The organism is Micromonospora sp. NPDC005257 (assembly GCF_042872445.1).
In the GTDB taxonomy this organism is placed as follows: domain Bacteria; phylum Actinomycetota; class Actinomycetes; order Mycobacteriales; family Micromonosporaceae; genus Micromonospora.
In genome coordinates, this window is the sequence record NZ_JBIAKL010000007.1 from 251723 (window position 1) to 265884 (window position 14162).

General features: G+C 73.6%; 16 protein-coding genes. 9 read left to right on the forward strand and 7 right to left on the reverse strand.

Features of this window, described 5'->3' with window-relative positions:
* Positions 1–22: 22 nt before the first annotated feature.
* Positions 23–202 carry a DUF6104 family protein gene (locus ACFYO8_RS17270; RefSeq protein ID WP_030503218.1) on the forward strand — a complete coding sequence of 60 codons (180 nt, stop codon included), beginning with the start codon at positions 23–25 and terminating at the stop codon, positions 200–202.
* A gap of 6 nt (positions 203–208) precedes the next feature.
* Here the strand turns inward: ACFYO8_RS17270 and ACFYO8_RS17275 are convergent, their stop codons facing one another.
* On the reverse strand, positions 209–2518 hold the full coding sequence (locus tag ACFYO8_RS17275; protein WP_354871499.1) for a bifunctional polysaccharide deacetylase/glycosyltransferase family 2 protein: 2310 nt from the start codon (positions 2516–2518) through the stop codon (positions 209–211).
* Positions 2511–3044: a hypothetical protein gene (locus ACFYO8_RS17280; protein WP_354871501.1), complete on the reverse strand. Its 534-nt coding sequence runs from the start codon at positions 3042–3044 to the stop codon at positions 2511–2513. The genes ACFYO8_RS17275 and ACFYO8_RS17280 overlap by 8 nt, the downstream gene beginning before the upstream one ends.
* Before the next feature lie 94 nt (positions 3045–3138).
* Between ACFYO8_RS17280 and pta the strand changes: the two genes are divergently transcribed.
* Positions 3139–5214, forward strand: coding sequence for a phosphate acetyltransferase (pta, locus tag ACFYO8_RS17285; protein WP_354871504.1), 2076 nt, complete (start codon positions 3139–3141; stop codon positions 5212–5214).
* Complete coding sequence (locus ACFYO8_RS17290; RefSeq protein WP_354871507.1) at positions 5211–6329, forward strand: acetate kinase; 1119 nt, start codon at positions 5211–5213, stop codon at positions 6327–6329. The genes pta and ACFYO8_RS17290 overlap by 4 nt, the downstream gene beginning before the upstream one ends.
* A gap of 37 nt (positions 6330–6366) precedes the next feature.
* Here ACFYO8_RS17290 and ACFYO8_RS17295 read toward each other — a convergent pair whose 3' ends face one another.
* Positions 6367–6540: a hypothetical protein gene (locus ACFYO8_RS17295; protein WP_354871509.1), complete on the reverse strand. Its 174-nt coding sequence runs from the start codon at positions 6538–6540 to the stop codon at positions 6367–6369.
* A gap of 157 nt (positions 6541–6697) precedes the next feature.
* Between ACFYO8_RS17295 and ACFYO8_RS17300 the strand changes: the two genes are divergently transcribed.
* From ACFYO8_RS17300 to ACFYO8_RS17310, 3 genes are all read left to right on the forward strand, one after another.
* The gene (locus ACFYO8_RS17300) at positions 6698–7804 is read left to right on the forward strand and encodes an alpha/beta hydrolase (protein WP_355094972.1); all 1107 of its coding nucleotides are present in this window, start codon (positions 6698–6700) and stop codon (positions 7802–7804) included.
* Between the two features lie 197 nt (positions 7805–8001).
* Entirely contained in the window at positions 8002–8460 is a 459-nt protein-coding gene (locus ACFYO8_RS17305; protein ID WP_355094974.1) for a nucleotidyltransferase domain-containing protein, read from the forward strand.
* Positions 8461–8500: 40 nt separating this feature from the next.
* On the forward strand, positions 8501–9466 hold the full coding sequence (locus tag ACFYO8_RS17310) for a chlorophyllase (protein WP_355094976.1): 966 nt from the start codon (positions 8501–8503) through the stop codon (positions 9464–9466).
* A 53-nt stretch (positions 9467–9519) separates the two neighbouring features.
* Here the strand turns inward: ACFYO8_RS17310 and ACFYO8_RS17315 are convergent, their stop codons facing one another.
* From ACFYO8_RS17315 to ACFYO8_RS17325, 3 genes are all read right to left on the reverse strand, one after another.
* Positions 9520–10473, reverse strand: a complete 954-nt coding sequence (locus tag ACFYO8_RS17315; RefSeq protein WP_354871518.1) for a zinc-binding dehydrogenase — start codon at positions 10471–10473, stop codon at positions 9520–9522.
* Between the two features lie 83 nt (positions 10474–10556).
* On the reverse strand, positions 10557–11732 hold the full coding sequence (locus tag ACFYO8_RS17320) for an NADP-dependent malic enzyme (protein ID WP_354871520.1): 1176 nt from the start codon (positions 11730–11732) through the stop codon (positions 10557–10559).
* Between the two features lie 158 nt (positions 11733–11890).
* Positions 11891–12229, reverse strand: coding sequence for a S26 family signal peptidase (locus tag ACFYO8_RS17325; protein WP_387189155.1), 339 nt, complete (start codon positions 12227–12229; stop codon positions 11891–11893).
* 78 nt (positions 12230–12307) lie between these two features.
* Here ACFYO8_RS17325 and sodN point away from each other — a divergent pair, with 78 nt between their 5' ends.
* The 3 genes from sodN (at position 12308) to ACFYO8_RS17340 (ending at position 13676) form a co-directional block, all read left to right on the forward strand.
* A complete protein-coding gene (gene sodN / locus ACFYO8_RS17330) occupies positions 12308–12712 on the forward strand; it encodes a superoxide dismutase, Ni (protein WP_013288353.1) in 405 nt (134 codons plus the stop codon).
* A 68-nt stretch (positions 12713–12780) separates the two neighbouring features.
* Complete coding sequence (locus ACFYO8_RS17335; RefSeq protein WP_354871708.1) at positions 12781–13236, forward strand: GNAT family N-acetyltransferase; 456 nt, start codon at positions 12781–12783, stop codon at positions 13234–13236.
* Between the two features lie 32 nt (positions 13237–13268).
* The gene (locus ACFYO8_RS17340; protein WP_354871527.1) at positions 13269–13676 is read left to right on the forward strand and encodes an ATP-binding protein; all 408 of its coding nucleotides are present in this window, start codon (positions 13269–13271) and stop codon (positions 13674–13676) included.
* A gap of 55 nt (positions 13677–13731) precedes the next feature.
* On the opposite strand, the gene ACFYO8_RS17345 is transcribed toward ACFYO8_RS17340, so the two are convergent.
* Positions 13732–14133 carry a hypothetical protein gene (locus ACFYO8_RS17345; RefSeq protein ID WP_387189154.1) on the reverse strand — a complete coding sequence of 134 codons (402 nt, stop codon included), beginning with the start codon at positions 14131–14133 and terminating at the stop codon, positions 13732–13734.
* Between the last annotated feature and the right edge of the window lie 29 nt (positions 14134–14162).

Consider the following 14162-nt stretch of genomic DNA (forward strand, 5'->3'; position numbering starts at 1 on the left):
GCCGTACGACGAGAGGAACACCGTGTACTTCACCGACCGTGGCATCGAGGAGCTGGTCGAGCGCCGGGGCGACGAGCAGGTCAGCCTGGAGTGGCTGGGCGAGCGGCTGCGTGACTTCGTCGACCTGAACCCGGAGTTCGAGACCCCGATCGAGCGCTTCGCCACCTGGCTGGCCCGGCTCGACGATCCGGACGACGACTGACCGGTCTCAGCCGGTCGCGCCCTGCCCGGTGACCCGGAGGCCTCCGGTACGCCGCAGCTTCTGCCAGCCCAGCCGGCCGCCGGTGAGCGCGGTGCCGACCGCCTGGAGCAGCACCAGGTACATCACCTGGCGGTAGACGAACTGCTGCAGGGGCAGCACCCAGAGCACGCCGAGCTTCTCCCGGTCCAGCCGGAAGGCCAGCACCGCGGTGAGGAACTGGAGCGCCAGCATCGCCAGCCAGGCCACCACCGTGTCGCTGCGGTCCAGGAAGACCAGCCCGTAGACGGCGAGCAGGTCGATCACCGGGGCGGCGAGCGGCAGCAGCACGCCGAACAGGGTCAGGAACGACAGGCACCGGCGGCCGAAGCGGCCCGACGGACCGCTCTGCGTCACCGAGCGCCGGTGCTTCCACATCGCCTGCATGGTGCCGTAGCTCCACCGGTAGCGCTGCTTCCACAACTGGCCGATCGTGGTCGGCGCCTCGGTCCAGGCGCGGGCGCTCTCCTCGTACACGATGTGCCAGCCGGCCCGGCCGATGGCGATGGTGACGTCGGTGTCCTCGGCCAGCGTGTCGTCGGGCATGCCGCCGGCCTGCTCCAGCGCCTGACGCCGGAACGCGCCGATCGCCCCGGGGACGGTGGGCATGCAGCGCAGCGTCTCGTAGAGGCGGCGGTCGAGGTTGAAGCCGATGACGTACTCGATGTGCTGCCACTTGGCGATCAGGCCGCGGCGGTTGCCGACCTTGACGTTGCCGGCGACCACGCCCACCCGGGGGTCGGCGAACGGCTGGACCAGCCGGCGGACCGAGTCCGGCTCGAAGATCGTGTCGCCGTCGACCATGACGATCAGGTCGTGCCGGGCCAGCGCGACGCCCGTGTTCAACGCGCTGGGCTTGCCGCCGTTGGGCTTGCGCACGACCCGGACGTTCGGCAGGCGCAGCGCCGCCACGAGGTCGGCGGTGCCGTCGGTCGAGCCGTCGTCGACCACCACCACCTCGATGCCGCCGGGGTGGTCACCCAGGGCCAGCGAGCGGACCGCCGCGGCGATGCCCTCCCGCTCGTTGTACGCGGGCACGATCACCGAGACCGGCTCGGTGACCGGTGGACCCCACGACCAGTCGCGGCGACGGCGGCGGCGCGCGTGCCGTGGCGCCACGACGAACAGCAGCAGCGCCCGGCCCACAGTGAGCACGCCGACGAGCAGGAAGAAGACGCCGAGCACTCCGAACATGCCGTCGGCCACGCGTACCGCGCCGACCAGCATGTGCCCCCGCCACCGCTCGCCGAGCGGGGCCGCCGTCTGCCCTCCGACCGGGCCGGACACGCCCGCCGCCGCAAACGTCCGGTTGAGCCCCTCGCTGACTGTGGTGAAGCGGTAGCCGCGTTCCAGCATCATCGGGATGTACCGGTCCAGCGCGGCCACGGTGCCGGACCGGTCGCCGCCCGAGTCGTGCCAGAGCGCGACGGTGCCGGCCGTGCCGGCCGGCGTGGCGTTGGCGACCATCTCCTCGACCGGGGGACGTTCCCAGTCCCGGCTGTCGACGTCGTTCACCACCGTGAGGTAGCCCAGCTGGCCGGCCTGCCGCAGCATCGGCCAGTCCCGGTCGCTGTAGGCGTCCGCGCGGGACGAGTACGGGAAGCGCAGCAGCGACGGGCGGACACCTGTGGTGCTGGCGACGGCGAGCTGGGTCTGCGCGTACTCCAGTTCCCGCCGCCAGTCCGGCAGCGCGGCGAGGTCGGGGTGGGTGAATGTGTGCACGCCCAGTTCGTGGCCCTCGGCCACCAGCCGGCGGGTCACGTCCGGGTTGCGGACGACCTGCGAGCCGATGACGAAGAAGGTGCCCTTCACCTGGTACTTGTCCAGGACGCGCAGCACCTCGGGCGTCCAGCGGGGGTCGGGCCCGTCGTCGAAGGTGAGCGCGACGGTACGCGCCGGCAGGCGGTGCGACTGGGTTCGGCCCTCAGGGCTGACGTTGACGATCGGGCCGCCCTCGATCACCGAGCTGGGGACCTCCCGCTGGCTGCCGGGCTTCACCCGGTTGTCGGGCACGAACGCGGCGTTCGTGTACGCCTCGACGACGAGCAGGCCGGCCAGGACCACCATGACCATGACGACCAGGGTCCAGCTCGGCCGGGGCAGCAGACGCCGGCGGGAGCGGCGGGAGCCGGAGATCCGCCGGGGGTCCAGGACGACTGTGGGCGCGTCGTCCGGCCGCGGTCCGGCCCGCTGCCGGCGGACGGCGTGCACGTGTCGGGAGTCCAGCGGAACCGTGGGCTGGTCACCTGTCGACCGCCGGGCGGGCGCCTGGTCAGTCATCGGCGGGCGCGGCCGGCGCGACGGGATCGGCGGGCGGGTCGACGGCCGGCGGATCGACCACTGGCGGCGGCACCTCGGCGGTGGGGGCGGTGGGCGGCGCGGTGGTGGCCGGCGCCGGACGGGTGACGGTGGGCGCGCTCGGGGCGCTCCGGGTCGGCCGTGCGTACCGAGGGCTCGGCGGGACCGTGCCGCCGGGGGTGACGGAGGTAACCGGCGCCCCCGGCGGGGCGGTACGGATGTCGGCAGGGGTGTCCGGCGTGGGGCGGGTGACCGCGGGTGCCGGCGACGCGGGCGGCTTCGGCGACGGCAGCGGCTGCTCGGTGGTCTCCTCGACGAACGGGATCACGGTGGCCGGCGTGATCGGCCCGCCGGCGAAGCTGACCCCGACCATGATCGTGTAGATCACACCCGCCGCGCCGGCGCAGTAGGCGAGACGACGCAGCCGCCGGCGTCGCCGCCCGCTGGGGTCGACGAAGACGGGGGGCGATTCCGGTACGACGGGAATCAGCGCGGTCGGGCCTTCCACGCGACCAAGTGTAGATGCGAAAAATTTCCGCCTTATCCCCCGGCTAGCCGGTGTGACCAGGCAGAACGGGCAACACCGACCGCGATCTTGTAGGTTGGGTGCCGTGGCGCGCAGCGTGTACCTGACCGGCGTTGGTTCGGGTGGGGGAAAATCGACAGTGGCGCTCGGGCTGGCCGAGCTGTTGTCCCGACAGGTGGAACGGATAGGCGCGTTCCGGCCGCTCGTCGCCGGCGACGGCGCCGACCCGATCCTCGCCCTGCTCACCGAGCGCTACCGGATGGAACTGCCGGTCGACGAGCTGTACGGCGCCACGTACGCCGAGGCGAGCGCGCTCGTCGCGGACGGCCGGCGGGAGGAGCTGATCTCCCGGATCGTCACCCGCTACCGGGAGGTCGAGCGGCGCTGCCCGGCGATAGTGGTGGTCGGCAGCGACTTCGCCTACGGCGACGGCACCGGCCCGCGCGAGCTGGCCTTCAACGCCCGGCTGGCGACCGAGTTCGGCAGCGTCGTGGTGCCCGTGGTGGACGGGTTCGGGCAGTCGCCCGACACGATCGCGGCGGCGTTGCGTGGCGCGTACCACGATCTGGTCGACCTCGGCGCGACGGTGATCGCGGCGCTGGCCAACCGCGTGCCGGAGCCGATGACGCTGCCCGAGCTGCCGGTGCCCGCGTACGCGATCCCGGAGGTGCCGACCGTGTCTGCGCCGACGGTGGCCGAGGTGTCGGCGGCGCTGCGCGGCACGGTGCTCACCGGCGACGAGACCGCGCTCGACCGCGACGTGCTCGACTACGTGGTGGGCGCGGCGCACGTGCCGACGCTGCTGGACCACCTCACCGACGGGGCGCTGGTGATCACCCCGGGCGACCGGGCGGACCTGCTGGTGGCCGCCGGCGCCGCGCACGTGGCCGGGCAGGTGTCGCTGGCCGGACTGGTGCTCACGCTCGGCGAGCAGCCCGACCCGCGCGCGATGCGGCTGGTCGAACGGATGAACACCGGGCTGCCCGTGCTGTCGGTGCCGAGCGACAGCTACGACACGGTGTCCGCGTCCAGCCGGATCGAGGGTCGCCCCAGCACCGCCAACCCGCGCAAGGTCGAGGCCGCGCTCGGCGCGTTCGAGCGCTGCGTGGACACCGACGACCTGGCCCGCCGGCTGCGGGTCAGCCGCTCCGCGCGGGTCACCCCGCTGATGTTCGAGAACGACCTGATCGACCGGGCCCGCGCCCAGCGCCGCCGGCTCGTGCTGCCCGAGGGCGCCGACGAGCGGATCCTGCGCGCGACGGAGGTGCTGCTGCGCCGGGGCGTCGCCGAACTCACACTGCTCGGCCGCCCGGACGAGATCGCCCGGCGGACCCGGGAACTGGGCGTCGACCTCGGTGACGCCCAGGTCGTCGACCCGCTGACGAGTCCGTGGCGGGACGAGTTCGCCGAGGCGTACGCGCGGTTGCGCGCCCACCGGGGCGTCACCGTCGAGCTGGCGCACGACATCGTGGCGCAGCCCAACTACTTCGGCACGATGATGGTGCAGACCGGCCACGCCGACGGCATGGTCTCCGGCGCCACCCACACCACTGCCGCCACCATCCGGCCCGCGTTCGAGATCATCCGGACCGTGCCCGGCGTCTCCGTCGCCTCCAGCGTCTTCTTCATGCTGCTCGCCGACCGGGTGCTGGTGTACGGCGACTGTGCCGTCAACCCCGACCCGGACGCCGACCAGCTCGCCGACATCGCCATCTCGTCGGCCGACACGGCGGCCCGGTTCGGCATCGAGCCGCGTGTGGCGATGCTGTCGTACTCCACCGGCAGCTCCGGCTCCGGCGCCGACGTGGAGAAGGTCGCAGCGGCCACCACGCTCGTCCGGGAACGCCGGCCCGGCCTGCTCGTCGAGGGGCCGATCCAGTACGACGCGGCGATCGACCCGCAGGTGGCGGCCACCAAGCTGCCGGACAGCCCGGTCGCCGGGCGGGCCACCGTGTTCATCTTCCCGGACCTGAACACCGGCAACAACACGTACAAGGCGGTGCAGCGGTCGGCCGGGGCGGTGGCGGTCGGGCCGGTCATGCAGGGCCTGCGCCGGCCGGTGAACGACCTGTCCCGGGGCGCTACCGTTCCGGACATCGTCAACACGGTGGCGATCACCGCCATCCAAGCCGCCGTGGAGGCGTCGGAATGAGCCGCATCCTGGTCCTCAACAGCGGATCCTCGTCGGTCAAGTACCGGCTGTACGACGGCGACGACGTCCTGGACAAGGGCACTGTCGAGCGGATCGGCGAACCGGGCGGCGGGCCGGCCGACCACGAGAGCGCGGTCCGGGAGATCATCGGCCGGCTCGACCTGACCGGGCTGGCCGGCGTCGGTCACCGGGTGGTGCACGGCGGGCGGAAGTTCAGCGCGCCGGTACGCGTCGACGACGCTGTCGTCGCCGCGATCGAGGATCTCGTGCCGCTGGCCCCACTGCACAACCCGGCCAACCTCGCCGGCATCCGGGTCGCGCTGGAGGCGCTGCCGGACACCCCGCAGGTGGCGGTCTTCGACACCGCGTTCCACCACACGCTGCCCGAGGCCGCCGCCACGTACGCGATCGACAAGGACACCGCCGAGCGCTACGGCGTACGCCGCTACGGCTTCCACGGCACCTCGCACGCGTACGTCTCGCGTCGCGTCGCCGACCTGATCGACCGCCCGTACGACGAGATCAACACCATCACGCTGCACCTGGGCAACGGGGCGAGCGCGTGTGCCGTACAGGGCGGGCGCAGCGTGGCCACCTCGATGGGCATGTCCCCGCTGGAGGGCCTGGTGATGGGCACCCGCAGCGGCGACCTCGACCCGACCGTCATCTTCCACCTGCGCCGCGAGGGCGGCATGGTCGTGGACGACATCGACGACCTGCTCAACCACCGCAGCGGCCTGCTCGGGCTGACCGGCGTCAACGACATGCGGGAGGTACTGGCCCGCCGCGACGCCGGTGACCCGGACGCGACGCTGGCGTTCGACGTCTACTGCCGCCGGATCACCGGCTACGTGGGCGCGTACTACGCGCTGCTCGGCCGGGTCGACGCGATCGCCTTCACCGCCGGGGTCGGGGAGCACGCCGCACCGGTCCGTGCCGCGTCGCTGGCCGGGCTGGAGCGGCTGGGCATCGCCGTCGACCCGGCGCGCAACGACGGCCGGGGCGACCGGGTCGTCTCCCCGGACGGCGCGGAGGTGGCGGTGCTCGTGGTCGGCACCGACGAGGAGCGGGAGATCGCCCGCGAGACCCGTGAGGTGCTCGCCGCCGACCGCTGACCGCGGCGGCAAGCAGGAGGCCGACGGGCCCTGGCGGCTAGCGGAGAGCCAGCCAGACGACCAGGGCGACGACCACCACGACGGCGACGGCGACGCCTGCGATCAGGGGCAGGCGCGACGGACGTGACGCCGCCGCAGCCGGCTCGGGCGTGTTGACGAAGGCACGGAACTGCGCCGTGTTGCCGCTCGGGTCCGTCTGGTTCTCAGCCATGGGCGTGACCCTAGCGAAGCCCGCCGACCGGCACCGTCCCGCCGGGCCGGTGTCGTGCCGGCCGTCCGGTCGCGCGCGGATCCGGTCCGGCCGGTGGAGGCACGGCCCGGCCGGACGGCGGGCGCGGATGGCCCGTCCGGCCGCCTACCGTGCAGGTGTGAGGGGACTACGGCTGGTCGCCGTGCTGACGACGGCGCTGCTGGCCGGCTGCGGCACGGCCGCCCCTGCCCCCGACCCGGCCCCGGCCGGCATCCGGCCCGCGCCGGACCGCCCGTACGCGGTCGGGATGCGACAGTTCACGCTCGACCCGCACGGCATCCGGCCGCTGCCGGTCACCGTCTGGTACCCGGCCGACCTGCCGGGCATGCCGCCGGACACGGTCAGACCGCCGCGCACACCCGTCTCGACCGGTTCCGCTGCCGTCGCGCCCGGTCGCGCACGAGCCGCGATCGGTCGATCGGGCGCCACCTCGGCCGTGCCGCCCGGCCCGTCCGCCGGCCCGGTTCCCGCCGGCTCCGGCCACGCCGTACCGGACGGCCCTCGCCCGGAGAGCGGACCGCGCGTCCGGCCGGGCGCGCCGTTCGCGGCCGGCCGGTTCCCGGTGGTCCTCTACAGCCACGGCCTGCGCAGCCTGCCCGCCCTGCACGCGGCGCTGACCAGCCGCTGGGCCGCCGCCGGCTTCGTGGTGGTCGCGCCCACGTATCCGCGTACGAACCAGCGCGCCCGCAACTTCACCCGCGAGGACGTACGCAACCAGCCCGCCGACGCCTGGCGGCTGGTCCGCCACCTGGTCCGGCTGGGCGCCCGTCCCGGGGACCCGCTCGGGGCGCACATGGCGGTGGACCGGTTCGCCGCCGCCGGGCACTCGGCCGGCGGTCACACCACGCTCGGCATGTTCGCCTCCGGGCACCCGTCCCCGTTGCGGGCCGGAATCGTGATCGCCGGTGGCCGGATGGTCGCCGGCCTCTCCCGGCCGCTCGCGCCGATGCTGTTCGTGCACGGAAGCGCCGACCGGATCGTGCCGGAGTCGATCGGCCGGGCCGCGTACGCCCGCTGTCTCGGGCCGGCCGCCTTCCTGAGCCTGACCGGTCAGGGCCACGGCGAGTACCTGACGCCGGGGCGGCCGGGCTTCGCCCAGGTGCTGACCAGCACCACCGACTTCCTGCGCTGGACGCTCTACGCCGACCGCCAGGCCCTGCACCGCCTCCCCACCGGCGCGACCGCGCCGGACACCGCCTTCACGACCCGTTCCCTCCCCACCTGACGCACCGCCGTCCCTCCCCCTCCATCATGAAGTTGATGGGACAATCCGGACATCCGGCGCCGCCAACCCATTGATCGACCGGGTGTGGGCGGGAGGGGGAGAGCGACCGGTAGCGTGCGCGGGGTGGACGGGTTGGAGGGGCGGCAACTGGCGCGATCCGGGAGGTCGTCGGCGTCAGCCGCGCCGGTGGGATCGAGGTGTGGCTGCGCGGCGGCTGGGCGATGGACTTCCACCTCGGCGAGGTGACCCGGCCGCACGTCGACGTCGACTGGTACTGCTGGCGGCGCGACGCCGAACCGCTGGCCGACCGGCTCGGCGCGCTCGGCTGGCGGCCCGACCCCCGCATGCCGCCGGCCACACAGCTCGACCTGCTCCGCGGCGACGTCGAGCTGAGCTTCGCGTACCTGGACCTGGACGCGGACGGCCGGGTCGTCGTCGGCGCCGGACCGTGGGCCGGCACCCCCCTGCCCGACGGGATGCTGGGCGGCCCGCCCGGGCGGATCGGCGCGCTGTCGGCGCCGGTGATCAGCGCGGCCGCTCAGATCGAGTTCAAGGAGATGTTCCCGGTCTGGATGCCGGAGCGTCCCCGCCGGGCCAAGGACGCCGCCGACCTGGCCCGTCTCCGGGCGTCAACGGGCGGTCACCCGCTGCGCTGACCGGGGCTGGTGGCCGGGATCGCGAGGCACAATCGAGTCCATGCGCCGTCGTCCCGCCGCCCTCGTCACCGCCGCTCTGCTCTCCGCCGCCCTCACCGGCTGCTCGGAGCGGCCGGCCACCCCCGCCGAGCGGCCCACTCCCGACACCCCGCCGACGACGAGCTCAGCCGCCCCGCAGGTGCCCGCCGGCAAGGCGCCCGCGGAGCGCTTCGCGGTCGGCGTACGCCAGGTGAAGCTGAACCGCGACGGCGACCGGCCGCTGCCGGTGACGCTCTGGTACCCGGCGGCGGGCGCCGCCGGTGGCGCGGTCGAGCGCTCCGCCCCGGCGGCGGACGGGAAGTTCCCGGTGGTGCTGTTCAGCCACGGGCTGGGTGCCCGGCCGGAGGACTACCAGGCGCTGCTGACCCGCTGGGTGGCTGCCGGTTTCGTGGTCGCCGCGCCACGTTTCCCGCACACCTCGCGGGGCGGCGACGGAAACCCGCTGGACGTGCTCAACCAGCCGGCCGACGTGTCGTACGTGCTGACCCGGGTGCTCGCGCTCGGTGAGAAGGCGGGCGACCCGCTGCGCGGCCGGCTGGACCCGGAGCGGGTGGCCGCGACCGGGCACAGCGCCGGCGGCGTGACCACTATCGGGTTGTTCACCGCGAGCCGGGACGAGCGACTGGACGCGGGCATCGTCTTCGCCGGCACCGCCCTCGGCGTGGGCACCGCGTTCGCCGGCGCCGCCGCGCCGCAGTTGTTCGTGCACGGCGAGGCCGACGAGGTGGTGTCGTACGCGGCGGGCAAGGCCGTGTACGACGCGGTGCCGTGGCCGAAGGCGATGCTCAGCCTGCCCAAGGGTGACCACGGCCGGGCACTGCTCGGCGACGGCAAGGCGATCGGCGTGGTCGCCGACACCACTGTCGAGTTCCTCCGCTGGACGCTCTACGGCGACCCGGCGGCGAAGAAGCGCCTGCCCGCCGACGCGGCCCGGGGCGGCCTGGCCACCCTCGACGACCGCCTGTGAGGAAGGGCCTCTTACTCCGTAGAGAAGGGGCCCTCCCTCACAAGCGGTCCACCTCAGGCGGTGTGGTCGACGACCACCTTGCCGAAGACGTCGCCGGAGTGCAGCCGGGCGAACGCCTCGGAGATCTCGCTGAACGGCACCACCCGGTCGACCACCGGGCGCACCTCGTGCTCCGCGCAGAAGGCGAGCAGCTCGGTCAGCTCGCCCGGCGTGCCCATCGAGGTGCCGAGGATCTCCAGCTGCATGGCGAAGACCCGGCGCAGGTTGACCTTCGGCTCGTGCCCGGCGGTGGCGCCGGAGACCACGATCCGGGCCATCGGGGCGGCCGACTTCAGCGAGTGGTCGAAGGTGGCCGCGCCGACCGTCTCGACCACCACGTCGACCCGTTCCGGCAGCCGCGCGCCGGGCTCCAGCGCGGTCGCGCCCAGCTCGGTGATCCGCTCCCGCTTGGCCGCGTCGCGGCTGGTCGCGTACACCCGCTTGCCGAGCGCGACGCCGAGCGCGACAGCCGCGGTGGCCACGCCACCGCCGGCGCCCTGGACCAGCACCGACTCGCCGTCGGCGACCCGGCCCTTGGTGGTCAGCATCCGCCAGGCGGTGAGCCAGGCCGTGGGCAGGCACGCCGCGTCGGTCGCCGACAGGCCGTCGGGCAGCGGCAGCAGGTTCATCCGGGGTACGGCGACAAGCTCGGCGAACGTGCCCTGGTAGTGCTCGGAGAGGATGGAGACCCCGCGCGGGTCACCCGGGGTGGGCACGACCGGGTAGATGACCACCTCGTTTCCGTCCGGGTCGGTGCCGACCGCGTCGCAGCCGAGGATCATCGGAAGCTGGTCGGCCGTCAGGCCCACGCCGCGCAGCGACCAGAGGTCGTGGTGGTTCAGCGAGCTGGCCCGGACCCGCACGGTGACCCAGTCGTCCTGCTGGTGGGTCGGCTCGGGACGGTCGCCGACGGCGAGCGCGGCGAGCGGGTTGTCGGGGTCGAAGGCCGAGGCGAAGGCAGCACGCATGATCGGCACGGTAACAAGCTGAGCAGCAGTTAAGAAGGGCCCTTCCGCCGCCGGAGGCGTGGAGAAGGGCCCTTCCCTACCTCTCAGCGACGGGCGACCCCGTCGCGGCGGGCGGCCTCCGCGACCGCCTCGGCGACCGCCGGGGCGACTCGCGGGTCCAGCGGCGAGGGCACGATCGCGTCGGCGGTCAGCGACTCGGCCACCACGCCGGCGATGGCGTCGGCGGCGGCCACCTTCATCGAGTCGGTGATCCGGGTGGCCCCGGCGTCCAGCGCGCCCCGGAAGACGCCGGGGAACGCGAGCACGTTGTTGATCTGGTTCGGGTAGTCGCTGCGCCCGGTGGCGACCACCGCCACGTGCCGGGCGGCCACCTCGGGGTGCACCTCAGGGGTGGGGTTGGCCAGCGCGAACACGATGCCGCCGGGGGCCATGCCGGCCACCGCCGCCTCCGGGATCTGGCCGCCGGAGACGCCCACGAGCACGTCCGCGTCGCGCAGCGCCTCGGTGATGTCGCCCTGCCGGCCCTCGGCGTTGGTGATCTCGGCCAGCTCGGCCTTGGTGCCGGTCAGCTCGCGGTGCCGGCCGATGATGCCGCGCGAGTCGCACACCACCACCCGGTCCGGGTCGACGCCACCGGCGATCAGCATCTTGGTGACCGCCACCCCGGCCGCGCCCGCGCCGCTGACCGCCACCCGCAGGTCGCCGAGCTTGCGGTTGAGCAGCGTCGCGGCGTTGCGCAGCGCGGCGAGCACCACGATCGCGGTGCCGTGCTGGTCGTCGTGGAAGACCGGGATGTCCAGCGCCTCGTCGAGCCGGCGCTCCACCTCGAAGCAGCGCGGGGCGCTGATGTCCTCCAGATTGATGCCGCCGAACGAGGGCGCGAGCGCCTTGACCGTCGCGACGATCTCGTCCACGTCCTGGGTGTCCAGGCAGACCGGCACCGCGTCCACGCCGCCGAACTGCTTGAACAGCACCGCCTTGCCCTCCATCACGGGCATCGCGGCGCGCGGGCCGATGTTGCCCAGACCGAGTACGGCGGAGCCGTCGGTGACCACGGCGACGGTGTGCGACACCCAGGTGTAGGTGTCGACGAGCGCGGGGTCGGCGGCGATCGCCTCACACACCCGGGCGACACCCGGGGTGTACGCGAGGGAGAGGTCCTCGCGGCTGGTCAGCGGCACGGTGGAGGCGACTGCCATCTTGCCGCCCACGTGCAGGCGGAAGACGGGATCGGCGGGGTCCGGGGTGGACGAAGACATGGTGACTCCAGGATCTGTCGAGCAGACGGACCGGCCGGCGTGGTCAGCGCTGGTCAGCGACCGTCGGCGCGGCGGTGCGGGGGTCACCCGGGCACTTTTTCGAGCATAGTCACGCTTCGGCACCCAGTATGTGAGCGGGGTCATATCCGCTCCGGTCGTCACCGTCCCCTGACCCGTCCCGGACGCGGCCACCAGCGTGCCACCACCCGGCCCCGGACGTCGGCCACGCCGTACGCCCGGGAGTCGTCGGTGACGAACTCGTTGTCGCCGCGCAACCACCATCCGCCGTCGCGGGGTTCCACCGCCCGCTTGACGACGAGCAGGTCGGGACGTCTGCGGAACACCGCGACGACGACGTCCCCGGGGCGTACCGGCCGGCCTCCGGTGCGGACCAGCACCGCGTCGCCGTGACGCAGGGTCGGGGACATGGACGGGCCGCTCACCAGCACCGGCACCAGCGGGCCGCGCAGAGCCGGAGGTTCACCGGTGGGCGTCATGTCACCTCCCAGCCCCGGAAGGCGTCTCCAGGAGTAATGTCGTCTTGGATCATCGCAAACAACCCATGGAGGACCCTGATGCGCCTTCCCCGCATCCTCACGCCCCGGGTGACGGCCAGCGCTCACTGCGACCTGCCCTGCGGCGTATACGACCCGGCCCAGGCCCGGATCGAGGCCGAGTCGGTCAAAATGATCTGCGAGAAGTACCAGGCCAACACCGACCCGGAGTTCCGTACCCGCGCCATCCTGATCAAGGAGCAGCGTGCGGAGCTGGTCAAGCACCACCTGTGGGTGCTCTGGACCGACTACTTCAAGGCGCCGCACTTCGAGAAGTACCCGCACCTGCACCAGCTGTTCAACGAGGCCACCAAGCTGGCCGGCGCGGCCGGCGCCAAGGGTGGCACCGACCCGGCGAAGGCCGACGAGCTGCTGGCGAAGATCGACGAGATCTCGAAGATCTTCTGGGAGACCAAGCAGGCGTGACGTCGTCGCCCGACGGCACTCCGACGATCCGGCCGGTACGTCCCGAGGACGTACCGGCCGTGGTCGTCATGGTGCACGAACTCGCCGAGTACGAGCGCGCCCCCGAGCAGTGCCACCTCACCTCCGAGCAGCTCGACGCGGCCCTGTTCGGCCCCTCCCCGGCGCTGTACGGCCACGTCGCCGTCGACGCGTCCGGCCGGCCGGTCGGTTTCGCGCTCTGGTTCCTCAACTTCTCCACCTGGGCCGGCGTGCACGGCATCTACCTGGAGGACCTCTACGTCCGCCCGGCCGCCCGAGGCACCGGCGCGGGCCGGATGCTGCTCGCCACGCTCGCCGCGATATGCGTCGAGCGCGGCTACCAGCGGCTGGAGTGGTGGATGATCCACTGGAACCCGGCGGCCCGTTTCTACGCCGCGATCGGCGCCACGCCGATGGACGAGTGGACCCCGTACCGCCTGGCCGGGCCGGCGTTGCGCGAGCTCGCCACGCACGCGACGGCCGCGCCCACGCGGCCCGCCCCCTGACCGGGTAGAGTTCCGCTCCGGGGGGAGGAGCCGTGACTCAACTGACCGGGCACCCGACGACCGACGACGACGTCGTCCATCTCACCGTGCCCGCCGACGGTGGTTACCTCGGCGTGCTCCGCACCGCCACGGCCGGCCTCGCGGCCCGGCTCCAGTTCGCCCTGGACGAGATCGAGGATCTGCGTATCGCCGTCGACGAGGCGTGCGCCATGCTGCTCGCCATCGCCACCCGCGACGCCGAGTTGGAGTGCCGGTTCGCGGTCACCGAGGACGCGCTCGCCGTCGAGGTGACGGTGCCGACGGTCCGGGGCGCCACGCTCCCGTCCGAGTCGTCGTTCGCGTGGAAGGTGCTGACGGCACTGACCACCGGGGCGAACGCCCACGCGTCCGGCGGCCGGGCCACCATCTCGCTGCTGACCCGCCGCGCCGGCGGCTACTGACCGGCTCGGCCCGGTCCTCGCCTGCCGACAGGGGCCGGACCGAGGCGGATCGCGTTCAGCGGGCCGGCTCGCCGAAGCCCAGCGCGCGGTTGGTCGGACCGCTCACCAGCAGCCCGACCATGCCGATCCCGAGCGCGATCAACGGCACCCCGAGCCAGCCCATCCCGCCCTCGATCATGAACCAGCCGACCGGCAGCAGCATGAGCTGGAGCACGATGGCCGGTGCGCGGGCTCCGGCCCGGCGGCGGGACAGCGCGCCGCCGAGCGCCCAGAGCGCCACCGCGCCGCCGACGGCGAAGACGGTCACCAGCAGCGCCGAGGTCAGATCCGTCGTCTCGGCGGTGAGGTCGGACCAGATGAGCCACACCGCGATCAGCCCCAGCGCCACCGCCTGGGCATGTAGCAGGAGCACCGCCGCGCGCAGCGTGCCGGGGAGCGGGTCGGAGTCGATCGTCACGGCCGCCACGATACCGGTGGGTAGGCGCG